Annotated in this window: 28 protein-coding genes; 4 read left to right on the top strand and 24 right to left on the bottom strand. The window is 67.3% G+C overall.

Translation table 11 applies throughout. The annotated features are described in order from the left end of the window. Nucleotides 1-50: 50 nt before the first annotated feature. From A7B20_RS01705 to dxs, 4 genes are all read left to right on the top strand, one after another. The gene (locus A7B20_RS01705; protein WP_102106805.1) at nucleotides 51-977 is read left to right on the top strand and encodes a histone deacetylase family protein; all 927 of its coding nucleotides are present in this window, start codon (nucleotides 51-53) and stop codon (nucleotides 975-977) included. Next, nucleotides 974-1216, top strand: a complete 243-nt coding sequence (locus tag A7B20_RS01700) for an exodeoxyribonuclease VII small subunit (RefSeq protein ID WP_102106804.1) — start codon at nucleotides 974-976, stop codon at nucleotides 1214-1216. Before A7B20_RS01705 ends, A7B20_RS01700 begins: the two co-directional genes overlap by 4 nt. Before the next feature lie 166 nt (nucleotides 1217-1382). Beyond that, a complete protein-coding gene (locus A7B20_RS01695; RefSeq protein WP_102106803.1) occupies nucleotides 1383-2261 on the top strand; it encodes a polyprenyl synthetase family protein in 879 nt (292 codons plus the stop codon). Nucleotides 2262-2362: 101 nt separating this feature from the next. Next, on the top strand, nucleotides 2363-4288 hold the full coding sequence (dxs, locus tag A7B20_RS01690) for a 1-deoxy-D-xylulose-5-phosphate synthase (protein WP_102106802.1): 1926 nt from the start codon (nucleotides 2363-2365) through the stop codon (nucleotides 4286-4288). A gap of 214 nt (nucleotides 4289-4502) precedes the next feature. On the opposite strand, the gene A7B20_RS01685 is transcribed toward dxs, so the two are convergent. The 24 genes from A7B20_RS01685 to rplX all read right to left on the bottom strand — a co-directional run bounded on the left by A7B20_RS01685 (nucleotide 4503) and on the right by rplX (nucleotide 22625). Further along, nucleotides 4503-5294, bottom strand: a complete 792-nt coding sequence (locus A7B20_RS01685) for an amino acid ABC transporter ATP-binding protein (protein ID WP_102106801.1) — start codon at nucleotides 5292-5294, stop codon at nucleotides 4503-4505. A gap of 10 nt (nucleotides 5295-5304) precedes the next feature. Further along, complete coding sequence (locus A7B20_RS01680; RefSeq protein ID WP_102106800.1) at nucleotides 5305-6621, bottom strand: ABC transporter permease subunit; 1317 nt, start codon at nucleotides 6619-6621, stop codon at nucleotides 5305-5307. A 3-nt stretch (nucleotides 6622-6624) separates the two neighbouring features. Then, the gene (locus tag A7B20_RS01675) at nucleotides 6625-8157 is read right to left on the bottom strand and encodes an ABC transporter permease subunit (protein ID WP_102106799.1); all 1533 of its coding nucleotides are present in this window, start codon (nucleotides 8155-8157) and stop codon (nucleotides 6625-6627) included. Between the two features lie 129 nt (nucleotides 8158-8286). Then, nucleotides 8287-9306 carry an amino acid ABC transporter substrate-binding protein gene (locus tag A7B20_RS01670; protein ID WP_102106798.1) on the bottom strand — a complete coding sequence of 340 codons (1020 nt, stop codon included), beginning with the start codon at nucleotides 9304-9306 and terminating at the stop codon, nucleotides 8287-8289. Between the two features lie 210 nt (nucleotides 9307-9516). Continuing rightward, entirely contained in the window at nucleotides 9517-10230 is a 714-nt protein-coding gene (locus tag A7B20_RS01665) for an ATP12 family chaperone protein (RefSeq protein ID WP_102106797.1), read from the bottom strand. Next, complete coding sequence (locus A7B20_RS01660; RefSeq protein ID WP_102106796.1) at nucleotides 10230-11276, bottom strand: RluA family pseudouridine synthase; 1047 nt, start codon at nucleotides 11274-11276, stop codon at nucleotides 10230-10232. The genes A7B20_RS01665 and A7B20_RS01660 overlap by 1 nt, the downstream gene beginning before the upstream one ends. Continuing rightward, on the bottom strand, nucleotides 11273-11650 hold the full coding sequence (crcB, locus tag A7B20_RS01655) for a fluoride efflux transporter CrcB (RefSeq protein WP_102106795.1): 378 nt from the start codon (nucleotides 11648-11650) through the stop codon (nucleotides 11273-11275). Before crcB ends, A7B20_RS01660 begins: the two co-directional genes overlap by 4 nt. A 31-nt stretch (nucleotides 11651-11681) precedes the next feature. Beyond that, a complete protein-coding gene (locus tag A7B20_RS01650; protein WP_102106794.1) occupies nucleotides 11682-13007 on the bottom strand; it encodes a replication-associated recombination protein A in 1326 nt (441 codons plus the stop codon). Nucleotides 13008-13137: 130 nt separating this feature from the next. After that, entirely contained in the window at nucleotides 13138-13554 is a 417-nt protein-coding gene (rplQ, locus tag A7B20_RS01645; RefSeq protein WP_102106793.1) for a 50S ribosomal protein L17, read from the bottom strand. Nucleotides 13555-13675: 121 nt separating this feature from the next. Continuing rightward, the gene (locus tag A7B20_RS01640; RefSeq protein WP_102106792.1) at nucleotides 13676-14692 is read right to left on the bottom strand and encodes a DNA-directed RNA polymerase subunit alpha; all 1017 of its coding nucleotides are present in this window, start codon (nucleotides 14690-14692) and stop codon (nucleotides 13676-13678) included. 115 nt (nucleotides 14693-14807) lie between these two features. After that, nucleotides 14808-15194, bottom strand: coding sequence for a 30S ribosomal protein S11 (gene rpsK, locus A7B20_RS01635; protein WP_102106791.1), 387 nt, complete (start codon nucleotides 15192-15194; stop codon nucleotides 14808-14810). 14 nt (nucleotides 15195-15208) lie between these two features. Beyond that, nucleotides 15209-15577 (bottom strand): 30S ribosomal protein S13, encoded by a 369-nt coding sequence (gene rpsM / locus A7B20_RS01630; protein WP_102106790.1) that lies wholly within the window; start codon nucleotides 15575-15577, stop codon nucleotides 15209-15211. 193 nt (nucleotides 15578-15770) lie between these two features. Further along, nucleotides 15771-16415: an adenylate kinase gene (locus A7B20_RS01625; RefSeq protein WP_102106789.1), complete on the bottom strand. Its 645-nt coding sequence runs from the start codon at nucleotides 16413-16415 to the stop codon at nucleotides 15771-15773. Next, complete coding sequence (gene secY, locus A7B20_RS01620; protein WP_102106788.1) at nucleotides 16412-17767, bottom strand: preprotein translocase subunit SecY; 1356 nt, start codon at nucleotides 17765-17767, stop codon at nucleotides 16412-16414. Before secY ends, A7B20_RS01625 begins: the two co-directional genes overlap by 4 nt. Nucleotides 17768-17897: 130 nt before the next feature. Next, nucleotides 17898-18374, bottom strand: a complete 477-nt coding sequence (rplO, locus tag A7B20_RS01615; protein ID WP_102106787.1) for a 50S ribosomal protein L15 — start codon at nucleotides 18372-18374, stop codon at nucleotides 17898-17900. Between the two features lie 184 nt (nucleotides 18375-18558). Further along, on the bottom strand, nucleotides 18559-18999 hold the full coding sequence (locus tag A7B20_RS01610; protein ID WP_102106786.1) for a GFA family protein: 441 nt from the start codon (nucleotides 18997-18999) through the stop codon (nucleotides 18559-18561). Nucleotides 19000-19173: 174 nt separating this feature from the next. Continuing rightward, entirely contained in the window at nucleotides 19174-19362 is a 189-nt protein-coding gene (gene rpmD, locus A7B20_RS01605) for a 50S ribosomal protein L30 (RefSeq protein WP_102106785.1), read from the bottom strand. Between the two features lie 3 nt (nucleotides 19363-19365). Beyond that, nucleotides 19366-19947 (bottom strand): 30S ribosomal protein S5, encoded by a 582-nt coding sequence (gene rpsE, locus A7B20_RS01600; RefSeq protein WP_102106784.1) that lies wholly within the window; start codon nucleotides 19945-19947, stop codon nucleotides 19366-19368. A 166-nt stretch (nucleotides 19948-20113) separates the two neighbouring features. After that, nucleotides 20114-20473, bottom strand: a complete 360-nt coding sequence (gene rplR / locus A7B20_RS01595) for a 50S ribosomal protein L18 (protein ID WP_102106783.1) — start codon at nucleotides 20471-20473, stop codon at nucleotides 20114-20116. 11 nt (nucleotides 20474-20484) lie between these two features. Beyond that, the gene (rplF, locus tag A7B20_RS01590; RefSeq protein WP_102106782.1) at nucleotides 20485-21018 is read right to left on the bottom strand and encodes a 50S ribosomal protein L6; all 534 of its coding nucleotides are present in this window, start codon (nucleotides 21016-21018) and stop codon (nucleotides 20485-20487) included. A 10-nt stretch (nucleotides 21019-21028) separates the two neighbouring features. Then, nucleotides 21029-21421: a 30S ribosomal protein S8 gene (gene rpsH, locus A7B20_RS01585; protein WP_102106781.1), complete on the bottom strand. Its 393-nt coding sequence runs from the start codon at nucleotides 21419-21421 to the stop codon at nucleotides 21029-21031. A gap of 13 nt (nucleotides 21422-21434) precedes the next feature. Next, nucleotides 21435-21740, bottom strand: coding sequence for a 30S ribosomal protein S14 (rpsN, locus tag A7B20_RS01580; protein ID WP_102106780.1), 306 nt, complete (start codon nucleotides 21738-21740; stop codon nucleotides 21435-21437). 16 nt (nucleotides 21741-21756) lie between these two features. Further along, nucleotides 21757-22320: a 50S ribosomal protein L5 gene (gene rplE, locus A7B20_RS01575; RefSeq protein WP_102106779.1), complete on the bottom strand. Its 564-nt coding sequence runs from the start codon at nucleotides 22318-22320 to the stop codon at nucleotides 21757-21759. Then, on the bottom strand, nucleotides 22320-22625 hold the full coding sequence (rplX, locus tag A7B20_RS01570) for a 50S ribosomal protein L24 (RefSeq protein ID WP_102106778.1): 306 nt from the start codon (nucleotides 22623-22625) through the stop codon (nucleotides 22320-22322). Before rplX ends, rplE begins: the two co-directional genes overlap by 1 nt. Nucleotide 22626: the final 1 nt, after the last annotated feature.

Here is a 22626-nt window from a genome sequence, read left to right as displayed (position 1 = left end):
GCATGGATCGCATATGACTCGGGTGTGCCCCGCCGGAAGGACCGAAGACCATGACTACCGCCTATTTCTTCCACGACGACGGGCTTAAGCACGTCAATCCGCCCGGCCACCCCGAACAGGTGGCGCGGCTGCTGGCCGTGCGCGAGGCGCTGAAGGACAAGGATCTGGACCGCCGCGAGGCGCCGCTGGGGTCGGACGACGAGATCCTGCGCTGCCATCCGCAGCGCTATCTCGACCGGCTGGAGAAGGCGTCGCCCGCCGAAGGATGGGTGACGCTGGACGAGGACACCTCGATGTCGGCGGGCACGCTCCGGGCGGCGAAGCTGGCCGTGGGCGGCTCTGTCGCGGCGGTGGACCTGGTGCTGTCGGGCGGGGCGCGCAACGCCTTCGTCGGCTGTCGTCCGCCGGGCCACCATGCGGAAACCGAGACGCCCATGGGCTTCTGCCTGTTCGGCAACGCGGCCATCGCGGCAAAGCGGGCGCTGGACCATCACGGGCTGGGCCGGGTCGCCGTGGTGGATTTCGACGTGCACCACGGCAACGGCACGCAGGACCTGCTCTGGGACGAGGAGCGCTGCCTGTTCGTGTCGTCCCACCAGATGCCGCTTTATCCCGGTACCGGGGCGCCCGAGGAGACGGGGGAATACGACACGGTGCTGAACGTGCCGCTGGAGCCCGGCACCGGGTCGCGCGTGATGCGGCAGGTCTACGAGGGGACGGTGTTCCCGGCGCTGGCGCGGTTCAGGCCCGAGCTTCTGATCCTCTCGGCCGGATTCGACGCCCATGCCGACGATCCGCTGGCCAACCTCAACTGGACGACCGGGGACTTCCGCTGGCTGACCGGGCAGCTTTGCGACATCGCCGACCGGTTCTGCGGCGGGCGCGTCGTCTCGACACTCGAGGGCGGATATGATCTGGACGCGCTGGGCGACGCGGTAGCGGCCCATGTCGATGTCTTGAGGGAGCGGGGCGCATGAGCGATCTGAACGTGGACGGTATGACCTTCGAGCAGGCCATGGCGGAACTCGAGCGCGTGGTCGGACGGCTCGAATCCGGCGACGTGCCGCTGGAGGAGTCGATTGCGCTGTACGAACGCGGCGCGGCGCTGAAGAAGCGCTGCGAGGACAAGCTGAAGGAGGCGGAAGAGAAGGTCGCCGCCATCACGCTGGACCGCGACGGGCAGCCGGTGGGCACCGCGCCGCTGGACGGCGCCTGAGGCGTGCGGACGGCCATCGAGTATTTTTGCAAAGAAGAAGCAGGGTGTGGCGCGTTGAGCGGAACTTCTGCCCGGCCGGTCGCGGCCGCGCGGCTTTGGGGATGGCGCTCGAAGCGGGCGGACCGCCGGTGAGTGTTTCGGCAAGGGCGACGCGGGGCGTGGTGCGATGAGCGGAGGATTTCCGGCGCGTCTGGCGGAATCGGCGGCGGCGGTGCAGGGGCGGCTGGACACGGCGATGGCCGGGCTGGCGGAGGTGCCCGCGGTGCAGGGCATGCGCTGGGCCTGCAACGGCGGCAAGCGGCTGCGCGGGTTTCTCGTGACCGAGGGGGCGGCGCTGCACGGGGTGGGACTGGCCGACGCGGTGACGGCGGCGGCGGCGATCGAGGCGCTGCACGCCTATTCGCTGGTCCATGACGACCTGCCCTGCATGGACGACGACGCGCTCAGGCGCGGCCAGCCGACGGTGCATGTGAAGTGGGACGAGGCGACGGCGGTGCTGGCGGGGGATGCCCTGCAGACGCTGGCCTTCTCGCTGCTGTCCGATCCCTCGTGCCATGCCGATCCGGCGGTGCGGCTGGACCTCGTGGCCTCGCTCGCCATGGCGGCGGGGGCGGAGGGCATGGTGCTGGGCCAGGCGCTGGACATCGCGGCCGAGACGGCGGCGGCGCCGCTGACGCTGGACGAGATCATCGCGTTGCAGGCAGGCAAGACCGGTGCGCTGATCCGCTGGTCGGGCGAGGCCGGGGCGCGGCTGGGCCGGGGCGACGTCACGCCGCTCGGCCGCTATGCGACGGCTCTGGGGCTGGCGTTCCAGATCGCCGACGACCTGCTGGACGTGACCGGCGATGCCGCGGCGGCCGGGAAGGCTCTGGGCAAGGACGCGGCGGCGGGCAAGGCGACCTTCGTCTCGCTGCTGGGGGTCGACGGCGCCCGGGCGCGGGCCCATGCTCTGGTCGAGGAGGCCTGCGACGCGCTGGCCCCTTACGGTGGCGCGGCGGAGGCGCTGCGGGACTGCGCGCGCTATGTCGTGGAACGCGACCGCTAGGCCGCTCCGCGACGCCGCGGCGGCGCCCGGTTCCCTTGTCGCTCCGAGGCGGCTGGTCTATCTCGGGTGAAACCGAAGCACAGGCCGAAGAGGCGGGCGCGATGACCCAGAACCACTCCACACCGCTGCTGGACCGCGTCCAAAGCCCCGCCGACATCCGCGGCCTGTCCGATCCGGACTTGAAGCGGCTGGCGGGCGAGGTTCGGGGCGAGGTGATCCGCTCGGTCTCGCAGACCGGGGGGCATCTTGGCGCGGGGCTGGGGGTGGTCGAGCTGACCGTGGCGGTGCACGCGGTGTTCGAGACGCCGAAGGACCGGCTGATCTGGGACGTCTCGCACCAGTGCTATCCGCACAAGGTGCTGACCGGGCGGCGCGACCGGATGCTGACGATCCGCCAGAAGGACGGGCTGTCGGGGTTCACCAAGCGGTCGGAGTCGCCCTACGATCCGTTCGGGGCGGCGCATTCGTCGACCTCGATCTCGGCGGGCCTGGGGTTTGCCGTGGCGCGGGACCTGGGCGGCGCGCCCGAGCACGGGATCGGCGACGTGATCGCGGTGATCGGCGACGGGGCGATGAGCGCGGGCATGGCCTACGAGGCGATGAACAACGCCGGGCACCTCGGCAAGCGGCTGATCGTGATCCTGAACGACAACGAGATGAGCATCGCGCCGCCGGTGGGGGCCATGTCGTCGTACCTGACGCGGCTTTATACCGGCGCGCCGTTCCAGGAGTTCAAGGCGCTGGCCAAGGGCGCCGTCGGCTTCCTGCCTCCGCCGTTCCAGGAGGGCGCGCGACGGGCCAAGGAGATGCTGAAGGGCATGGCCGTGGGCGGCACCCTGTTCGAGGAGCTGGGCTTCTCCTACCTCGGGCCGATCGACGGGCACGACATGGAGCAGCTGCTGGCGGTCCTGCGGACGGTGAAGGCGCGGGCGGACGGGCCGGTGCTGATCCACGCCATCACGAAGAAGGGCAAGGGCTATGCCCCGGCCGAGGATGCGGCGGACAAGGGGCACGGGGTCGGCAAGTTCGACGTGGTGACGGGGAAGCAGGCGAAGGCGAAGGCCAACGCGCCCTCCTATACCTCGGTCTTCGCGAAGGCGCTGCTGGACCAGGCGTCGCGCGACGACAAGATCGTCGCGGTGACGGCGGCGATGCCGGACGGCACGGGGCTGAACCTGTTCGCCGAGCGCTATCCCTCGCGCTGCTTCGACGTCGGGATCGCCGAGCAGCACGGGGTGACCTTCTGCGCCGGACTTGCCGCCGGGGCGATGAAGCCGTTCTGCGCGATGTATTCGACCTTCCTGCAGCGGGGGTACGACCAGGTGGTGCACGACGTGGCGATCCAGCGGCTGCCGGTGCGCTTCGCCATCGACCGCGCGGGGCTGGTGGGGGCCGACGGGGCGACCCACGCGGGGGCCTTCGACGTGGCGTACCTGTCGAACCTGCCGGGCTTCGTGGTGATGGCGGCGGCGGACGAGGCCGAGCTTGTCCACATGGTGGCGACGGCGGCGGCCCACGACGAGGGGCCCATCGCCTTCCGCTTCCCGCGGGGCGAGGGGGTCGGCGTGGACCTGCCCGAGCGGGGCGTGCCGCTGGAGATCGGCAAGGGGCGGATCGTGCGCGAGGGGTCCGGCGTCGCGATCCTGTCGTTCGGGACGCGACTCTCGGAGGTCGAGGTCGCCTGCGAGGGGCTGGCGGCGAAGGGCGTGACGCCGACCGTGGCCGATGCGCGGTTCGCGAAGCCACTGGACCGGGCGCTGATTCTGGATCTGGCGGCGCGGCACGAGGCGCTTGTCACGATCGAGGAGGGGGCGATCGGCGGCTTCGGCTCGCACGTCGCGCAGCTGCTGGCCGAGGAAGGGGTGTTCGACGGGGGGCTGAAGTTCCGCTCGATGGTGCTGCCGGACATCTTCATCGATCAGGCGTCGCCCACGGACATGTACGCGGTGGCGGGGCTGAACGCGGCTGACATCGAGGCGAAGGTGCTGTCGGTGCTGGGAGTTGCGAGCGTGGGGAAGCGGGCCTGATCCGGTCGCTTGCGACGCCGGCAAACTGAAACGCCTCCGCTACGCACTTAGGGTGGCCCCCGCCCGGGGGGGCGGTCGGGGGCTGCCCGGCGTTGCCGCCGGGCATGACATCTCCGCAGGTGTGCGCGGAGTTTCCCAAACTCCGGTTTCCTGAACACGACATGAAAACGCCCGGCGCAGGGCCGGGCGTCTTGTTCGGTCTGGCCTTGTGGCGTCAGTGCCCGAGGATCTGGCTCAGGAACAGCTTGGTGCGGTCGCTCTTCGGGTTGTTGAAGAACTCCTTCGGCTCGTTCTGCTCGACGATCTGGCCCTGGTCCATGAAGATCACCCGGTTCGCCACCGCCTGGGCGAAGCCCATCTCGTGCGTGACGCAGAGCATCGTCATCCCCTCCTCGGCAAGCTCGATCATGGTGTCGAGCACCTCCTTGATCATCTCGGGGTCCAGCGCCGAGGTCGGCTCGTCGAACAGCATGATCCGCGGCCGCATGCAGAGCGAGCGCGCGATGGCGACCCGCTGCTGCTGGCCGCCCGAAAGCTGGCCTGGGTACTTGTTGGCCTGGTCGGGGATCTTGACCTTGTTCAGGAAGTGCATCGCCGTCTCCTCGGCCTCCTTCTTCGGGATCTTGCGGACCCAGATCGGGGCGAGGGTGCAGTTCTCGAGGATGGTCAGGTGCGGGAACAGGTTGAAGTGCTGGAAGCACATCCCGACCTCGGAGCGGATCTTGTCGATGTTCTTCAGGTCCGAGGACAGGAGCGTGCCGTCGACGGTGATCTTGCCCGCCTGGTGCTCCTCCAGCGCGTTGATGCAGCGGATCAGCGTTGACTTGCCGGATCCGGAGGGGCCGCAGATGACGATGCGCTCGCCGCGGTAGACGGTGAGGTTGATGTCGCGAAGCACGTGGAACGTGCCGTACCACTTGTTCATCTCGGTGATCTGGACGGCGACCTCGTCCGAGACCTTCATCTGGCTGCGGTCGACGGCGGGGGCTTGGGCGATATCGGCCATTGCGGTCTCCTTAACGGTGTTCACGCTGGAGCTTCTTCTCCAGGAAAAGCGAATAGCGGCCCATGCTGAAGCAGGCGATGAAGAACATCAGGCCGACGAAGATGAAGAGCTCCCAATAGACGCCGTTCCAGTCGGTGCTGGCGCGGATCGCGTTGGTGAGGCCGATGGGATCGAGCAGGCCGATGAACACCACCAGAGTCGTGTCCTTGAACAGGCCGATGAAGGTGTTGACGATGCCCGGGATCGAGATCTTCAGCGCCTGCGGCAGGATCACCAGCCGCATCGACTGCCAGTAGTCGAGGCCCAGGCTGTCGGCCCCCTCGTACTGGCCCTTCGGCAGGGCGGCGAGGCCGCCGCGCACGACCTCGGCGATGTAGGCGGCCGAGAACAGGGTGACCATGATGATGACGCGCAGCATCAGGTCGAAGTTGGTGCCCGGCGGCAGGAAGTAGTTCAGGAGCAGCGAGGCGGTGAAGAGCCAGACGATCAGCGGCACGCCGCGGATGACCTCGATGAAGCCGACCGAGATCATCTTGATGATGAACAGGTGCGACTGCCGCCCGAGGGCCAGCAGGATGCCGAGCGGCAGCGACAGCGCGATGCCCGCGACACCGATGATGAAGGACAGGGTGAAGCCGCCGAAATCCTTCGACTGGACGTATTCCAGGCCGACGGGCGCCACGGCCGTCAGCGCGGCGTCGAGCGGACCGGCGAGGAACAGCCAGTAGAGAAGCGGCAGGACGATGGCGGCGAGGGTCGCCGTCAGGGTGCCAGCCGATGCAACGAGCAGGCGGTAGGCCACTGCGCCGATGACGAAGCCGAGGGCCACGCAGACCGGCAGCCAGACCGAACCGCCCCAGAGCAGGAAGAACAGGAGGAAGGGTGCGGCGGCCGAGAACCACAGCGCCTTGCGCGGCAGCGACTGGAACAGGATCGGCGCGATGGCGGCAAGGAAGACCACCAGCGCCAGCACCGGGCGCCAGTACTTGTCCTGCGGGTAGAAGCCGAAGACCAGCTGCTGCCAGCGGTCGACGATGACGGCGAAGCAGGCCGCGGGAGCGTCGGCGCCCACCGTGGCGTCGCGGATCTCGCGGCACTGGGTCAGGCTGTCGGCCCGCCAGATCGAGTTGGCGAACCACGGGAACAGGTGGCTGACGATGACCCAGATCACGTAGATCGAGACCAGGGTCAGGATCGTGTTGGTGACGCCGGAGAACAGGTTCTCCCGCATCCACCTGATCGCGCCGGACTGGCCCGTGGGCGGGGCCGACTGGCCGATCATCGACTCGCGGACATAGGCTGCGGTCTGGGCGTGGGTGTCGCTCATGGCTCAGCGCTCCTTCAGTCTGGTGGAGCTGTTGTAGACGTTCATGGCGCCCGAGATGACGAGGCTGAGCGTCAGGTAGAACATGCCCAGAAGCAGCATCCCCTCCAGCTCGCGTCCCGTCTGGTTGATGGTGATGCCGCCCAGGGTGGCGCGCACGTCCATGTAGCCGACGGCGATGGCGAGCGACGAGTTCTTGGTGAGGTTCAGGAACTGCGAGATGAGCGGCGGGATGATGACCCTCAGCGCCTGGGGCAGGATGATCAGGTTCATCGTGCGGTTGGGCCGCAGGCCCAGGGCGAAGGCGGCTTCCGACTGTCCCTTGGAGACCGACAGGATGCCTGCGCGCACGATCTCGGCGATGAAGGCGCCGGTATAGAGCGACAGGGCCAGCCACAGCGCGATCAGCGAGTTCCTCACCTGCACGCCGCCCTCGAAGTTGAAGCCGCCGAGCACCGGCTTCTCGAACTCCAGCGGCTTGCCGCGGGGCGAGGTTTCGGCCAGCGGCGCCACGGCGAGGTCGGTGCCCTCGGTGAAGGCGGCGACCGAGGCGGCGGGGACCGAGACGAGGTTGCACGCGCCGTTGCGGAAGGCCTGGACGGCGCCCTCTTCGGTGGCGAAGTCCTTCTCGGTATAGCGGATGTCGTTGGCGCGCAGCATGCGCTGCATGTTCAGCTTGATCGTGCCCTCGGGCATGCAGACCGAGAGGGGGCCGTTCGCCTCGGCATAGGCGGCGACGCTCTGGCCCTCGGTCGCCTCGGCGCCCATCAGCTGCATCCGGACGCCGCCGGTGGTGAAGGAGAAGGCGAGGTAGACAAGCACGGTGGGCACGATGGCGATGGCCAGGGCCGGCCAGGTCATCGGCAGCAGGCGGCCGGTGTCGAACAGCACCTTCTTCGCGTAGCGGCGATAGAGGAAGGCGGCGATCAGCGACACCACCAGCACGATGCCGAGGATCGCCGCGCCGTCGCCCCAGGTGGGCATCGGGATGAACACGCCGCGGTTGGTGATCGCAACCGAGTCGCCGAACAGGAGCGAGGCGCTGCCGCCCTCGCGGAAGTCGCGGGGCTGGGGCGTGGATTCGGTCATCAGCGCGAAGATCAGGACGATCCACAGCAGCAGCGGCACGTTGCGGAAGCCCTCGACATAGACCGCCATCAGGCGCGAGACGACCCAGTTCTTGGACAGCCGCAGCACACCGACGAAGACGCCGATGACGGTGGCGGTGACGCAGCCCATGAAGGCGACGAGAAGGGTGTTCAGGATCCCGACCAGCGCGGCCCGGCCGTGGGTCATGGAGTTGTCGTAGGGAATGAGCATCTGGTTGATGTCATAGCCCGCACGCGCGCCGAGGAAGCTGAAGTCGAAGTCCTTGCCCAGCATGGCAAGGTTCTGGACCGTGTTGTTGATCAGCCACCAGAAGGCCGCGATCAGCAGGATCAGGGCGATGACCTGGATCGTGATCGAGCGGTAGCGGGTGTCGTATATCAGCTGGCTGAGACGGAAGGATGCCCGTGGGGCATCGGTGGCGGATGACATGTGGACGCTCCCCTGTTTCCCGCTTGTCCGGCTCTGCGGGGCCTGTCGCCCTCTTGCCCGGTGGGAAATCTTTGATCTTGGCCGTAAAAGCGGAAAGGGCGCGAGGTGTCGCGCCCTTCCCCTCGGATCTTACCGGAACGGCGGGCTGTACATCAGGCCGCCGTCGGTCCACTGGGCGTTCAGGCCGCGGGCCAGGCCGATCGGGGTCGACTCGCCGATGTTGGCCTCGAAGATCTCGCCGTAGTTGCCGTTGGCGGCGATGGCGTTCACGGCCCAGTCCTTGCCGAGGCCCAGCATCGCGCCGAGGTCGCCCTCGGTGCCGAGCAGGCGGTTGATCTCGGGGTTCGAGCCGGCGGAGGCCGCCATTTCCTTCACGTTCTCGGAGGTCACGCCGTATTCCTCGGCGGCGATCAGGGCATAGACGGTCCAGCGGACCAGATCGCCCCAGTCGTTGTCGCCGTGACGGACCAGCGGGGCCAGCGGCTCTTTCGAGATGATCTCGGGCAGGATCACGTGGTCGCCGGGGTTCTCGAAGGTGGCGCGGGTCGCGGCGAGGCCCGAGGCGTCGGTGGTGTAGACGTCACAGGCGCCGGCCAGGTACTGCTGCTGGGCTTCAGCGTTGGTCTCGATCGGCACCGGCTCGTAGCTGATGTTGTTGGCGCGGAAGAAGTCCGCGAGGTTCAGCTCGGTCGTGGTGCCGGTCTGGATGCAGACGGTCGCGCCGTCCAGATCCTTGGCCGAGGTCACGCCAAGCGCCTTCGGGATCATGAAGCCCTGGCCGTCATAGTAGTTGGTCGGCATGAACTCGAACTTCAGGTCGACATCGCGTGAGAAGGTGTTGGTCGTGTTGCGGGCCAGCAGGTCGACCTCGCCCGAGGCCAGCGCGGTGAAGCGGGTCTGCCCGGTGGTCGGCACGAATTCGACCTTCTCCTGGTCGCCGAAGATGGCGGCGGCGACGGCGCGGCAGATGGCGACGTCGAAGCCTTCCCACTTGCCGTTCGCATCGGGCGCGGCGAAGCCGACGAGGCCGGTGGTCACGCCGCAGTTGACCTTGCCGCGGGCCTTCACGTCGTCCAGCGTGGCCGCTGCGGCCGCTCCGGCCACAAGGCCGCTCAGAGCCAGCGCGCCGAGAAATACCGTTCTCTTCATATTTACCTCTTCCTGATTGGACTGCCGTTCCATGGACAGTTTCCGGCCCCTGCGGGCCGTGTTGGTTTGCATTAAGGGGATCGGCCCCGTGCGATGGCAAGTTTGGCGCCATTCATCGCGGGACGTCAAGCAAGCGATCACGGAAGCGGATGAAAATGCAGGCAGCTGACCCAGGGAAACCGCCTTCGAAACAGGCGGTCTGCCTCCGGATCAATCCCGCGTGGCACCGTGATAGAACGATTCGGCGTGCAGGAAGGCGGTGCGCTTGATCGCCGCCGCCTCCTCCGCCTCCTCATCGCGCCCCCACTGTTCCGCCTGCCAGTCCTCGTCCAGACGCGACAGGCTCCAGGCGTTCTCTCCGCTCAGGTGACGTTCCGCGACGGCGAGGCCAAGGACGTAGGAGCCGGAGAGGCCGACGAGATCGTGGAAGGCGGCGATCTGGAACGCCGACATCGGCTCCATGGCGCGGGCCAGCGCGGCAAGGCTTTCGGCGGGCTGCGCCACGGGCATCACGCCCTCGGTGATGGCGAGCGGCGCGCCGTGCCGCTCGGCCGCCCAGTCGAGCAGCGGCGTCCAGTGCCGCGCCTGCCGTTCGGCCAGGGCCAGCGGCGTCGCGGCGCGGTAGCACAGCAGGTCCGAGCCGGCATAGGCCGCGATCATCTCCTCGACCGCGGCGCGCTGCGGCGCGACCTTGTCGAGCGCGGCATTCGCGCTGCGGGTGACGGGCATCGACAGCGGGTCGATCCGTTCGCCCTGCGCCCGCCATTCATCGGCCATCGCCTCGGCCAGGGGGCGGGTCGGCACGACGACCTCGGCCTTCAGCGGCGTCTTCACCGGGCGGCCATCGAGGCGGATCGTCCAGCCCGTCCCGGCGTCCTCGACCGTGACATCCGTCCAGAAGCGCTTTGCAGTCCATTCGGCCATCAGAACTCGTCCTCGAAGGGGTCGGCGGGCACCTCGGCGGCGTTCCACTCCAGCTGTTCCCAGGTGCGCTGCATGTGCTCGGGCAGCGGCGCGGTTACGGTCATCATGGCGTCGGTCGCCGGATGCCTGAAGGTCAGCGAGCGGGCGTGCAGGTGCAGCTTCCGCGAGATGTCGCCGCCCAGTTGCGCGCCCCAGCCGTCGCCCAGGTTCTCCTGCCCCGACCCGCCGTACTTGCCGTCTCCGACGATGGGGTGGCCCATCTCGGCCATGTGGGCGCGCAGCTGGTGGGTGCGCCCGGTGATCGGCACCAGCGCGACCCAGGCGGTGCGCTGCCCGAGGGCCGAGAGCACGGCATAGTTGGTGACGGCGCGCTTGGCGCCCTCGGTGCGGTCGACCTCGGCGGGGTGGATGCAGAGCATCTTCTCGCCCTCCCCCTTCGCGCCGTGGCCCGGCGCCTTGACCAGCCCGAACTTGACGGTGCCCATGCGGGGGCTGGGCACGCCGGCGACGGCGGCCCAGTAGATCTTGCGCGTGCCCCTGTGGCGCAGCGTCTCGGTCAGGCCCTTGGCGGCAAGGCGGGTGCGCGCCAGCAGCAGGACGCCCGAGGTGTCCTTGTCCAGCCGGTGGACGAGGCGCGGCTTCTCCTCGTTATCGCCCTGGAGCGCGGCGGACAGGCCGTCGACATGGCGGTGCTGCTTGCTGCCGCCCTGGGTAGGCAGGCCCGCGGGCTTGTTCAGGGCGATGATGTGCTCGTCCTGGTACAGCACCGCGGCGCGCATCACCCGCGCGTCGTCCTTCGAGATGCGGGTATCGCTGCGGTCCACCGCGGGGCCGCGCTCGTCCGGGAGGGGCGGAATGCGCACCTCCTGCCCCGCCTCGACGCGGCTGTTGGCCTTGACCCGGCCGCCGTCGACGCGGATCTCGCCCTTGCGGCACATCTTCTCGATCTGAACCTGGCTGACCTGGGGAAAGCGCTTGCGGAACCAGCGGTCGAGCCTCTGGTCGCCCTCGTCCGGGCCCACGGTCTGCATCTGGACGCCGCTCATGCGAAGATCCCCCGTGCGGCGAGAAGGCCGAGGAACAGCGCCCCGAGCGAGGCGCCGACCGAGAGCAGGACGTAAAGCGCGGCGGTGCCGGTCTGCCCCCGTTCGATCAGCGTCACGGTTTCGAGCGAGAAGGACGAGAAGGTGGTGAAGCCGCCGAGGAAGCCGGTGACGACCAGGGGCGAGAGGTGGGTCAGCGACTTGTGCGCGGCCAGGACCACGAAGGCGCCGATCAGGAACGAGCCGAGGATGTTGGCCGTCATCACGCCAAGCGGCATGCCGGGCCCGGCGATGCGGGTCACGCCGAGGCCGACGAGATAGCGCGCCACTGCGCCCGTGCCGCCGCCGAGGGCGATCTGGAGAAGGGTCGGGATCATGGCCGGTGCTTCCTCCGGTTGCCGGGCGATGTCAACCGCCGCGCTTGGCCCGCTGCGACACGAACCAGCCGAGCCGCTTCTTCAGGTCGCGCTCGAAGCCCCGTTCGACCGGGACATAATAGACGCCGCGCTTCATGCCGTCGGGAAAGTAGTTCTGCCCCGAGAAGGCATCCTCGGCATCGTGGTCGTAGGCGTAGCCCGCGCCATAGCCCTGGTCCTTCATCAGCGCGGTCGGGGCGTTCAGGATGTGCTTCGGCGGCGGTTCGCTGCCGGTCTTCTTCGCCGCGGCCCGCGCGGCCTTGTAGGCCGCATAGCCGGCGTTCGATTTCGGCGCGAGGGCGAGGTAGGTGACCGCCTGCCCAAGCGCCAGTTCCCCCTCGGGCGAGCCGAGCCGTTCGTAGGTCTCCCAGGCGTGCAGGCAGATCGTCTGCGCCTGCGGATCGGCAAGTCCGATGTCCTCGATCGCCATGCGGAGGATGCGGCGGGCGAGGTAACGGGGATCCTCGCCGCCCTCCAGCATCCGCGCGAGCCAGTAGAGCGCGGCGTCGGGGTCCGAGCCGCGGACGGATTTGTGCAGGGCGGAGATCAGGTTGTAATGCGCATCGCCCGACTTGTCGTACTGCGCGGCGCGCCGCATCAGGCGGGTGGTGAGCGCCCCGGTGTCGAGCTTGCCCTCCGTCTTCCAGGCCGCCACCTGCTCGATCAGGTTCAGCAGCGCCCGGCCGTCGCCGTCGGCCATCTCCAGCAACGCGGCGCGGGCGGGCGCGTCGAGCGGGAGCGGGCGGGCGAGTTCGGATTCCGCCCGCTGGGCGAGGCGTTCGAGGTCGGCCATGGACAGGCGCTCCAGCACCAGCACCTGCGCGCGGGAGAGAAGCGCGGCATTCAACTCGAATGACGGATTTTCCGTGGTGGCGCCGACGAGGACGATCGTGCCATCCTCCATGTGCGGCAGGAAGCCGTCCTGCTGCGCCTTGTTGAAGCGGTGGATCTCGTCGACGAACAGCAATGTCCCCTTGCCGTTCGCACGCCGGAGCTTCGCCGCCTCGAACACCTTCCTGAGGTCCGGCACGCCGGTGAAGATCGCGCTGATCTGGACGAAATGCAGGTCCGTCTCGTCCGCCAGAAGGCGGGCGATGGTGGTCTTGCCGACACCGGGCGGCCCCCAGAAGACGAGCGAGGAGAGCGTGCCCGAGGCCAGCATGATGCGCAGCGGCGCGTCGGGGCCCAGCACCTTCTCCTGCCCGATGACCTGATCCAGCGCACGGGGGCGCAGGCGGTCGGCCAGGGGGCGCGGCGCGGTGCTTTCGCGCGGCGTGCCAGAAGGGGTCTCGGAGGGGGTGTCGAAGAGATCGGCCATGTCCCAATCTAGGGGCTCCGGGCCGGGGAGTGAAGCGCGGCCGGTCGGATGGGCCGCGCTTCCGTCCGTCCGCGAAATCGGACGGATCCGGGAAACGAAAAACCCCGCCGGTGCGGCGGGGGTTCCGGTCTTACTCGGCGGCTTCCTCGGCTTCGAGGCGGGCCTTGTCGGCGGCGCCCTTCGCGTCGGGGTCGCGGTCGACCAGCTCGATGATCGCCATGGGCGCCATGTCGCCATAGCGGAAGCCCGCCTTCAGGACGCGGCTGTAGCCGCCCTGGCGCTCGGCATAGCGGGGGCCGAGGATGTCGAACAGCTTGGCGGCGTGGGCGTCCTGCTTCAGCTGGGCGCGGGCCTGGCGGCGGGCGTGCAGGTCGCCGCGCTTGCCGAGGGTGATGAGCTTGTCGATGATCCGCTTCAGCTCTTTCGCCTTGGGCAGGGTCGTCTTGATCTGCTCGTGCTCGATCAGCGAGCCGGCCATGTTGGCGAAGAGCGCCTTGCGGTGCTCGGCAGTACGGTTGAGGCGGCGGTATCCGCGGGCGTGACGCATTTCATTGTCTCCTGATTGTGCTTTGTACGGCGGTCAGATGCGTGTCTGCCGCTCTGTTGGGGCGGGATTGCCCGGGCCTTCGGGGGTAGGATGGGTGATATCACCCATCCTACGGTGGGGATCAGAACTGGTCTTCGAACTTTTTGGCCAGGTCCTCGATGTTCTCCGGCGGCCATTCCTCGACATCCATGCCGAGGTGCAGGCCCATGCCCGAGAGCACTTCCTTGATCTCGTTCAGCGACTTGCGGCCGAAGTTCGGGGTGCGCAGCATCTCGGCCTCGGTCTTCTGGATCAGGTCGCCGATGTAGACGATGTTGTCGTTCTTCAGGCAGTTGGCCGAGCGCACCGACAGCTCCAGCTCGTCCACCTTCTTCAGCAGGAGCGGGTTGAACTCCAGCCCGTCCTCGTCCGAATCCGAGCGGGCCGATTCCGGTTCGTCGAAGTTGACGAAGATCGACAGCTGATCCTGCAGGATCCGCGCGGCATAGGCCACGGCATCGTCCGGCGTGACCGAACCGTCGGTTTCCAGCTTCAGCGTCAGCTTGTCGTAGTCCAGCACCTGGCCCTCGCGGGTCGGCTGCACGTCGTAGCTGACCTTCTTCACCGGCGAGTAGATGGCGTCGATCGGGATCAGGCCGATCGGCGCGTCCTCGGGACGGTTGCGGTCGGCCGAGACATAGCCCTTGCCGGTGTTGACGGTCAGCTCCATGAACAGGTCGGCGCCATCGTCGAGGTGGCAGATCACGTGATCCTTGTTCAGGACCTCGATGCCGTTGCTCTCGGAGATGTCGCCGGCGGTGACGATCTGCGGACCCTTGGCGGAGATCGACAAGCGCTTCGGCCCCTCGACTTCCATCTTGATCGCGACCCCCTTGAGGTTCAGGACGATATCCGTAACATCTTCCCGGACACCGGCGACAGACGAGAACTCGTGCAGGACGTTGTCGATCTGGACGGAGGTGATGGCGGCGCCCTGGAGCGACGACATCAAGATCCGGCGCAGGGCGTTGCCGAGGGTCAGGCCGAAGCCGCGCTCCAGCGGTTCGGCGATGACGGTCGCCTGGCGCATCCGGTCGTTGCCGGGCTTGACCTCAAGCTGCGTCGGCTTGATCAGTTCGGCCCAATTCTTGTGGATCATGCGTGTCTCCTCAATTCAAGTCCGCTGCCCATGTCCCCGGCGGCGAACACCCGAGGTGGAAATGACAATGCGCAAGCCGCGGGGAACCACGGCCTGCGCGCTGTTCGTGTGACGGTCAGACCCGGCGGCGCTTCGGCGGACGGCAGCCGTTGTGGGCCATCGGCGTCACGTCGCGGATCGACGTGATGTTGAAACCGACGGCGGCCAGGGCGCGGAGGGCCGATTCACGGCCCGAGCCCGGACCCTGCACTTCGACTTCCAGCGTGCGCACGCCGTGTTCCTGCGCCTTGCGGCCCGCATCCTCGGCGGCCATCTGCGCGGCGTAGGGCGTGGATTTCCGGGAGCCCTTGAAGCCGCAGGTGCCCGCGGAGGACCAGGAGATCGCGTTGCCCTGAACGTCGGAGATCAGGATCTTGGTGTTGTTGAACGAGGAATTCACATGAGCAACGCCGGCGGCGATGTTCTTGGAGACCTTCTTCTTGATGCGACGATCGCGTGCCATTGGTCAGGTCCCTCTTATTTCTTCTTGCCGGCGATGGCTTTTGCGGGGCCCTTGCGCGTGCGCGCATTGGTGTGGGTCCGCTGGCCGCGCACGGGGAGGTTGCGACGGTGGCGCAGGCCGCGGTAGCAGCCGAGGTCCATCAGGCGCTTGATGTTCATCTGCGTCTCGCGGCGCAGGTCGCCCTCGACGGTGTAGTTGGCGTCGATGTGCTCGCGGATCGCGAGAACTTCGGCATCCGACAGCTCGTTCACGCGGCGGGTCAGGTCGATGTTGACGGCCTCGCAGATGGAGCGGGCCGACGAAGGGCCGATTCCGGTGATGTAGGTAAGGGCGATGGGAACCCGCTTTGCAGTCGGGATGTTCACGCCGGCAATACGTGCCACGTTTAGCTTCCTTTTCGTTGCGGTTCCGTAGTGCCGGAACCTTTTTTCACAACGCAAGCCCGTGGCGGAACCGCCAGCGGGCTGCAATCTGAATGTCGGTGTTTCGTTCCGGGGTGCGACCCCATGGGTTACGATTCCCTTTCGGGATGGCGTGGGATAAGGGGGATTCGCGCGGGGGTCAAGGCCCCCTGCCCTATTGCTCCAGAACCTTGCCGATGGCCGCCGCGACGTCGTCCACCTCGCCCAGTCCGTCGACCCGTTCGAGGTCGCCCTTGGCGTAGTAGTAGCCGATCAGCGGCGAGGTCTTCTTGTAGTATTCCATCAGCCTCTGCTTCAACGATTCCTCGTTGTCGTCGGCCCGGCGGCGGAAGTCCGAGGCGCCGCACTTGACGCATTTGCCGTCGGCGGGCTGCGGCCTGGTGATGTCGTTGTAGACCTCGCCGCAGTTGCCGCAGGTCGAGCGGGCGGTGATCCGGGCGACGAGCGCGGCGTCGTCCACCTGCATCTCGATCACGGCGTCGAGCGTGCTGCCGTGCCGGTCCAGAAGTTCGCCAAGGGCGTCGGCCTGGGCGAGGGTGCGGGGGAAGCCGTCGAAGATGAAGCCGCCGCCCTGGGGGCCCGACAGCTTTTCCTCGATCAGGCCGATGACGATCTCGTCGGTGACGAGGTCGCCGCGATCCATCACCGCCGCCACGCGCTTGCCCATCTCGGTGCCGCTGGTGCGGGCCTCGCGCAGCATGTCGCCGGTCGAGAGCTGGATCATGTCGCGTTCTTCGACGAGACGGCGCGCCTGGGTTCCCTTGCCCGCCCCCGGCGGCCCCAGGAGTATGATGTTCATCGTCTCGCCGTCCCTTTCTTGCCGCGCCGTTTGCCGCGCAGTTGCGATTTCTCGATCAGGCCCTCGTACTGGTGGGCCAGCATGTGGGACTGCACCTGTTGTATCGTGTCCATCGTGACGCTGACAACGATCAGCACCGACGTTCCGCCGAAGTAGAACGGCACCGCCAGTTGAGAGCGCAGCACCTCGGGCAGCAGGCAGACCGCGGCGAGATAGGCGGAGCCGAGCACGAGCAGGCGGGACACGACATAGTCGAGGTATTCCTCGGTCTTCTTGCCGGGGCGGATGCCGGGGATGAAGCCGTTCTGGTTCTGCAGGTTCTCGGCCACGTCCTCGGACTTGAAGGCGACGTTGGCGGTGTAGAAATAGGTGAAGAACACGATCATCGCGGTGAAGAACGCGAAGTAGAGCGGCTGGCCCGGGCCGAAATAGGCCAGCAGCGTCGACATCACCGGGCCGGTCTGGGAGCCGGAGAAGGTGGCGAGCGTCGTCGGCAGCAGCAGCAGAGAGGAGGCGAAGATCGCCGGGATCACGCCCGCCGGGTTGACCTTGACCGGCAGGTGCGACGAGCCGCCGTCATAGACCTTCATGCCCACCTGGCGGCGGGGATACTGGATGTGGATCTTCCTGAGCGCGCGTTCCATGAAGACGACGAAGGCGATCACCGCGATCACCATGATGATGACGCCGACGATCACGAAGGGGCTGATCGCGCCCGAGCGGCCGGAGGCAAAGAACTGGGCCAGCGCGCGTGGCACCTCCGCGATGATGCCGACGAAGATGATCAGCGAGATGCCGTTGCCGATGCCGCGGTTGGTGATCTGCTCGCCCAGCCACATGAGGAACATGGTGCCGCCGACCAGCGTGATGACGCAGGCCGCCTGGAAGTAGATGCCCGGGTTCGTCACCAGCCCGCCGGCCTCGAGGCTCTTCGCCAGCCCGAAGGCCTGGAAGGTGGCCAGGAAAACGGTGCCGTAGCGGGTGTACTGGTTGATCTTCTTGCGCCCCTGCTCGCCCTCTTTCTTGAGCTGCTCGAGCTGGGGAACCATGGCCGTCATCAGCTGCACGATGATCGAGGCCGAGATGTAGGGCATGATCCCGAGCGCGAAGATCCCCATGCGGGAGATCGCGCCGCCGGTGAACATGTTCAGGATCCCGCCCAGACCCGTCGACGCCTGCTCCATGAACTGGCGCAGCTCGTTGCCGTCGATGCCGGGGACCGGGATGTAGGTGCCGAGGCGGTAGACGATGAGGAGCCCGATGGTGAAGAGGATGCGGGCCCTGAGCTCGGTCGCCTTGCCGAAGGCGCCCCAGCTCATGTTCGCGGCCATCTGTTCGGCTGCTGATGCCATTGGTGTCTCTTTCATGCAAACGCCGCGTGGCTCCGTTTTCCGGATCACGCGGCGCTGGAAAACCTGGGAGTGATGTAAGCGGCGCGCGGGCCGCTCACAACCTCTTAATGCGGCGCGCCGCCGCCACGCGTCACTCGGCGGCGACCGCGTTCGCGGGCTTCGTGACGGTCAGGCTGCCGCCCGCCTTCTCGACCGCGTCGATGGCCGACTTGGAGGCGCCGGAGACCGTCAGCGTGATCGCCGAGGTGACTTCGCCCTTGGCCAGCACGCGGATGCCGTCCAGCTTGCGGCGGACGAGGCCGCTGTCCACCAGCTCGGTCTCGTTGATCTCGGTGCCGAGCTTGCCCGCGTCGATGAACTTCTGGATCAGGCCCAGGTTGACGACGGCGAAGGACTTGCGGTTCGGCTTGTTGAAGCCGCGCTTCGGCAGGCGCTGGTACAGCGGCATCTGGCCGCCTTCGTATCCCTTGATCGCCACGCCCGAGCGGGACTTCTGGCCCTTGATGCCGCGTCCGCCGGTCTTGCCCATGCCCGAGCCGGGACCGCGGCCGATGCGCTTGCGCTTGGGGGCGGCGCCGGGATTGTCGTGAAGTTCGTGCAGTTTCATGTCGCTTGCTCCTGTTGCCGGACACATGCCCCCAGCGACGGGAGCGGCATGGCCACGGCGTGATGTGAATCGCGGCCCTCTCGGCCACCGGGGGCGTATAGACCCTGCGCCGCACGGGATCAAGGGCGCGGACCGGGGTCAGGACGGACGCAAGGGTCCGTCCTGCCGCCGGGATCCGTCTGCCTCAGGAGGGCGACGGCCAGGTGAAGTCCGGGCGCAGCGAGTCGTAGACGGGGCGCCCGTCGTCGGGCTTCGGATAGCCCTTCGTGTCGTCGTAGAAGGCGTGGTAGGTCGCGTCCGGGAAGTTGGCGTCGTCATAGCCCATGACGTTCGGCACCGCGACGCGGATCCGCCCCTCCTTGTCGTCGAGCATCAGCGCCGCGCCGCATTCTGCGCAGGTGCACAGCTCCAGCGGACCGCCGGGGTTGTTGGCGTTGAACGGCTGGCGCTTCATCAGCTCGGGATGGTCGGCCTTCAGGTCGCCGTGCTTGAAGAAGGCGACGTGGGTGGTCTGCTGGCCCGTCACCGCCTTGCAGACGTTGCAGTGGCAGACGTGGTTGTCGATCGGCTCGGACGTCGCCTTGACGTGCACATGATCGCAACCGCCTTCGTAAGGGCTGGACATGATCTCTCCTCCGGTTGGCGCGCGCTCGTTGGCACGCCTACGAAGGGGACGACAAAATGCCGCAAAAGGCGATATCGACCTTTGGAGGGGCGAAGGACGGTGCAACGCAAAAGGCGCCCCCCGGAGATCCGGGAGGCGCCCTGTCTTCGAACCCCAGCCTTGCGGCTGCCGGTCCTACCCGCGCTCTTCGATGATCTCGACGAGGTGGGGAATGCTGTTCACCATGCCGCGGACCGAGGGCGTATCCTCGAGTTCGCGGGTGCGGTGCATCTTGTTCAGCCCGAGGCCGATCAGCGTCTTGCGCTGGATCTCGGGGCGGCGGATCGGCGAGCCGATCTGCTTGACGACGATGGTCTTGGGCATGGATCAGGCCTCCTCGGCGACGATGTCGGACGACTGGTTGCTGTCTTCCCGTTTCGGCAGGATGTCGGCCACCTTCTTGCCGCGGCGCTGCGCGACCGAGCGCGGCGACGCCTCGCCGGCCAGGCCCTGGATGGTGGCGCGGATCATGTTGTAGGGGTTGGACGAGCCGATGGACTTGGCCACCACGTCCTGAACGCCCAGCATCTCGAACACGGCGCGCATCGGGCCGCCGGCGATGATACCGGTACCTTGCGGCGCGGTGCGCATGTAGACGCGGCCGGCGCCGTGGCGCCCGGCGGTGTCGTGGTGCAGCGTGCGGCCGTCGCGCAGCGGCACGCGGATCATCTGCCGCTTCGCCTGTTCGGTGGCCTTGCGGATCGCCTCGGGGACTTCCTTGGCCTTGCCCTTGCCGAAGCCGACGCGGCCGCGCTGGTCGCCGACGACCACGAGCGCGGCGAAGCCGAAGCGCTTGCCGCCCTTGACGGTCTTGGACACGCGGTTGATCGCCACCAGGCGGTCGGCGAATTCCGGGGTTTCGTCGCGTTGGCCGCGGCGGCCGCCTCCGCGATTGTCGTCTCTTGCCATGGGATGGCTCCTTCTCGTGCCCGTCCGGGCGATGGTGTCAATCCAGGTGAACCAGCGGTTCCCGGATCATCGAGGCGCTGCGGCCTGCATGTCGGGGGTAGGATGGGTGATATCACCCATCCTACGTTTTCGAGTGAGAGGGGCGGGCTTGGGCCCGCCGCCGCGATCAGAACTTCAGGCCACCCTCGCGGGCGGCGTCGGCCAGGGCCTTCACCTTGCCGTGGAACAGGAAGCCGCCGCGGTCGAAATACACTTCTTCCACGCCCGCCTTCTTCGCGCGCTCGGCAATGGCCGAACCGACCTTCGCCGCCGCCTCGACGTTGTTCTTGCCGACGATGCCCAGGTCCTTCTCGAGCGAGGAGGCCGAGGCGATCGTCACGCCCTTCACGTCGTCGATCAGCTGCACGCTGATGTTCTTGCTGGAGCGATGCACGGACAGGCGCAGGCGCCCGGCGTTCATCTTGCGCAGCTTGTTCCGGACGCGCAGGCGGCGTTTCAGGAACAGGTCTCTTTTGCTGTTTGCCATCTGTTGCGTCCTTACTTCTTCTTGCCTTCCTTGCGGAAGATGAACTCGCCCTTGTAGCGGATGCCCTTGCCCTTGTAGGGCTCGGGACGCCGCCACGCGCGGATGTTCGCCGCGACCTGGCCGAGCTGCTGCTCGTCGATGCCTTCCAGCGTGATCTCGGTGGGCTTCGGGACCGTGACGGTCACGCCCTCCGGCACCTCGAAGTCGACGTCATGCGAGTAGCCGAGGTTCAGTTTCAGGACCTTGCCCTGAAGCGCGGCACGATAGCCGACGCCTTGGATCTCGAGCTCGCGCTTGAAGCCGGTGGAGACGCCGGTCACCAGGTTCTCCACCATCGAGCGGGTCATGCCCCACTGCTGGCGGGCCCGCTTGGACGTGCCGCGCGGGGTCACGGTGACGGCGCCGTCCTCGACCTTCATCGTGACGTCGTCGGTGGCCTGGAAGTGACGGGTGCCCTTCGGCCCCTTCACCTCGATCTTCTGGCCCGACAGCGTCGCGGTGACGCCGGACGGGATCGGGACGGGTTTCTTGCCGATACGAGACATTCTTCCCTCCTCAGAATACGGTGCAGAGCACTTCGCCGCCGACATTGGCGTGACGTGCGTTCGCGTCCGACATCACGCCGCGGGGCGTGGAGACGATGGAGACGCCGAGGCCCTGGCGGACGGACGGCAGGTCCTTCGATGCCATGTAGACGCGGCGGCCCGGGGTCGAGACGCGCTTGATCTCGTGGATGACCGGCGTGCCCTCGTAGTACTTGAGGCTGATCACGATGGTCGGATGGCCGTTGCGGTCGGAGCTTTTCTCGTAGCCGCGGATGTAGCCTTCGTCGAGAAGGACATCGAGCACCCAGGCGCGCAGCTTCGAGGCGGGGGTCGTCACGGTGGACTTGCCGCGCATCTGGGCGTTGCGGATGCGGGTCAGCATATCGCCGAGAGGATCGTTCATATCTGTACCCTCCTTACCAGCTGGACTTCACGAGACCGGGAATCTGGCCGAACGAGCCGAGTTCCCGGAGCATGATGCGGCTGACCTTGAGCTTGCGGTAATAGGCGTGGGGACGCCCCGTCAGCTGGCAGCGGTTGTGAAGACGGGTGGCCGAGCTGTTGCGCGGCAGTTCGGCAAGCTTCAGGCGCGCCTTGAAGCGCTCTTCCATCGGCTTGCTCTCGTCGGTCGCGATCTCCTTCAGCGCGGCGCGCTTGGCGGCATACTGCTCGACCAGGCGCTGACGCTTCTTCTCGCGTTCGATCATTGCTTTCTTTGCCATGATATCTCTCCCAGGCTCAGCTGTTGAACGGCATGTTGAACTGCTTCAACAGCGCCTTGGCTTCCGCGTCGGTCGATGCGGTCGTGCAGATGATGACGTCCAGGCCCCAGACCTCGTCGACCTTGTCGAAGTTGATCTCGGGGAAGACGATGTGCTCCTTGATGCCCATGGCATAGTTGCCGCGGCCGTCGAAGCTCTTGCCGTTCACGCCGCGGAAGTCGCGGATGCGGGGCATCGCCACCGTGATCAGGCGGTCGAGGAATTCGTACATCCGGTCGCCGCGCAGCGTCACCTTGGCGCCGAGCGGCATCTCCTCGCGAACGCGGAAACCGGCGATCGACTTCTTCGCCTTGGTGGTCACGGCCTTCTGGCCGGCGATCGTCGTCAGGTCTTCCTGAGCCGACTTCGCCTTCTTGGAGTCGCGGACGGCCTCCGAGCCGCAGCCGATGTTCAGCACGATCTTCTCGAGCTTCGGGATCTGCATCTCGTTCTTGTAGCCGAATTCTTCCTTCAGGGCGGCGCGGACCTTGTCCGCGTAGAAGGTTTTCAGCCGCGGGGTGTAGTTTGCGGTGTCGAGCATCAGATCGCGTCTCCCGTGGACTTGGCGAAGCGCACCTTCTTGCCGTCTTCCATGCGGAAGCCGACGCGGGTGGCCTTGCCGTTGGCATCGACGATGGCGAGGTTCGACAGGTCGATCGGCATCGCCTGGGGCACGCGGCCGCCCTGCGACGTCTGGGACTGCTTGGTGTGGCGGATGGCGACGTTCACGCCCTCGACCACGGCCTTGCCCTTGGACGGCATCACCTGGGTGATCTCACCCTGCTTGCCCTTGTCCTTGCCGGTCAGCACGACGACGGTGTCGCCCTTCTTAAGTTTTGCGGCCATG

The sequence above is a fragment of the Oceaniglobus roseus genome (assembly GCF_002869745.1).
Lineage (GTDB): Bacteria > Pseudomonadota > Alphaproteobacteria > Rhodobacterales > Rhodobacteraceae > Oceaniglobus > Oceaniglobus roseus.
The sequence above is the reverse complement of the archived record's forward strand: the minus strand, read 5'-3'. Positions and strand labels throughout refer to the sequence as shown.

Coding starts and splice junctions, on each gene's coding strand:
- rpmD (WP_102106785.1), bottom strand. CDS start 19,362: ATGCCCAAGACCATCGTCGTCAAGCAGATCGGCTCGCCGATCCGCCGC.
- A7B20_RS01665 (WP_102106797.1), bottom strand. CDS start 10,230: ATGGCCGAATGGACTGCAAAGCGCTTCTGGACGGATGTCACGGTCGAG.
- rpsK (WP_102106791.1), bottom strand. CDS start 15,194: ATGGCACGCGATCGTCGCATCAAGAAGAAGGTCTCCAAGAACATCGCC.
- secY (WP_102106788.1), bottom strand. CDS start 17,767: ATGGCATCAGCAGCCGAACAGATGGCCGCGAACATGAGCTGGGGCGCC.
- A7B20_RS01610 (WP_102106786.1), bottom strand. CDS start 18,999: ATGTCCAGCCCTTACGAAGGCGGTTGCGATCATGTGCACGTCAAGGCG.
- A7B20_RS01640 (WP_102106792.1), bottom strand. CDS start 14,692: ATGATCCACAAGAATTGGGCCGAACTGATCAAGCCGACGCAGCTTGAG.
- rplE (WP_102106779.1), bottom strand. CDS start 22,320: ATGCTCGACACCGCAAACTACACCCCGCGGCTGAAAACCTTCTACGCG.
- A7B20_RS01650 (WP_102106794.1), bottom strand. CDS start 13,007: ATGGCCGATCTCTTCGACACCCCCTCCGAGACCCCTTCTGGCACGCCG.
- rplR (WP_102106783.1), bottom strand. CDS start 20,473: ATGGCAAACAGCAAAAGAGACCTGTTCCTGAAACGCCGCCTGCGCGTC.
- A7B20_RS01670 (WP_102106798.1), bottom strand. CDS start 9,306: ATGAAGAGAACGGTATTTCTCGGCGCGCTGGCTCTGAGCGGCCTTGTG.
- crcB (WP_102106795.1), bottom strand. CDS start 11,650: ATGATCCCGACCCTTCTCCAGATCGCCCTCGGCGGCGGCACGGGCGCA.
- A7B20_RS01680 (WP_102106800.1), bottom strand. CDS start 6,621: ATGAGCGACACCCACGCCCAGACCGCAGCCTATGTCCGCGAGTCGATG.
- rpsN (WP_102106780.1), bottom strand. CDS start 21,740: ATGGCAAAGAAAGCAATGATCGAACGCGAGAAGAAGCGTCAGCGCCTG.
- A7B20_RS01705 (WP_102106805.1), top strand. CDS start 51: ATGACTACCGCCTATTTCTTCCACGACGACGGGCTTAAGCACGTCAAT.
- rplO (WP_102106787.1), bottom strand. CDS start 18,374: ATGAAACTGCACGAACTTCACGACAATCCCGGCGCCGCCCCCAAGCGC.
- A7B20_RS01685 (WP_102106801.1), bottom strand. CDS start 5,294: ATGGCCGATATCGCCCAAGCCCCCGCCGTCGACCGCAGCCAGATGAAG.
- A7B20_RS01700 (WP_102106804.1), top strand. CDS start 974: ATGAGCGATCTGAACGTGGACGGTATGACCTTCGAGCAGGCCATGGCG.
- rplF (WP_102106782.1), bottom strand. CDS start 21,018: ATGTCTCGTATCGGCAAGAAACCCGTCCCGATCCCGTCCGGCGTCACC.
- rplQ (WP_102106793.1), bottom strand. CDS start 13,554: ATGCGTCACGCCCGCGGATACCGCCGCCTCAACCGTACTGCCGAGCAC.
- A7B20_RS01675 (WP_102106799.1), bottom strand. CDS start 8,157: ATGTCATCCGCCACCGATGCCCCACGGGCATCCTTCCGTCTCAGCCAG.
- rplX (WP_102106778.1), bottom strand. CDS start 22,625: ATGGCCGCAAAACTTAAGAAGGGCGACACCGTCGTCGTGCTGACCGGC.
- A7B20_RS01660 (WP_102106796.1), bottom strand. CDS start 11,276: ATGAGCGGCGTCCAGATGCAGACCGTGGGCCCGGACGAGGGCGACCAG.
- A7B20_RS01625 (WP_102106789.1), bottom strand. CDS start 16,415: ATGAACATCATACTCCTGGGGCCGCCGGGGGCGGGCAAGGGAACCCAG.
- A7B20_RS01695 (WP_102106803.1), top strand. CDS start 1,383: ATGAGCGGAGGATTTCCGGCGCGTCTGGCGGAATCGGCGGCGGCGGTG.
- rpsH (WP_102106781.1), bottom strand. CDS start 21,421: ATGAACGATCCTCTCGGCGATATGCTGACCCGCATCCGCAACGCCCAG.
- dxs (WP_102106802.1), top strand. CDS start 2,363: ATGACCCAGAACCACTCCACACCGCTGCTGGACCGCGTCCAAAGCCCC.
- rpsE (WP_102106784.1), bottom strand. CDS start 19,947: ATGGCAAGAGACGACAATCGCGGAGGCGGCCGCCGCGGCCAACGCGAC.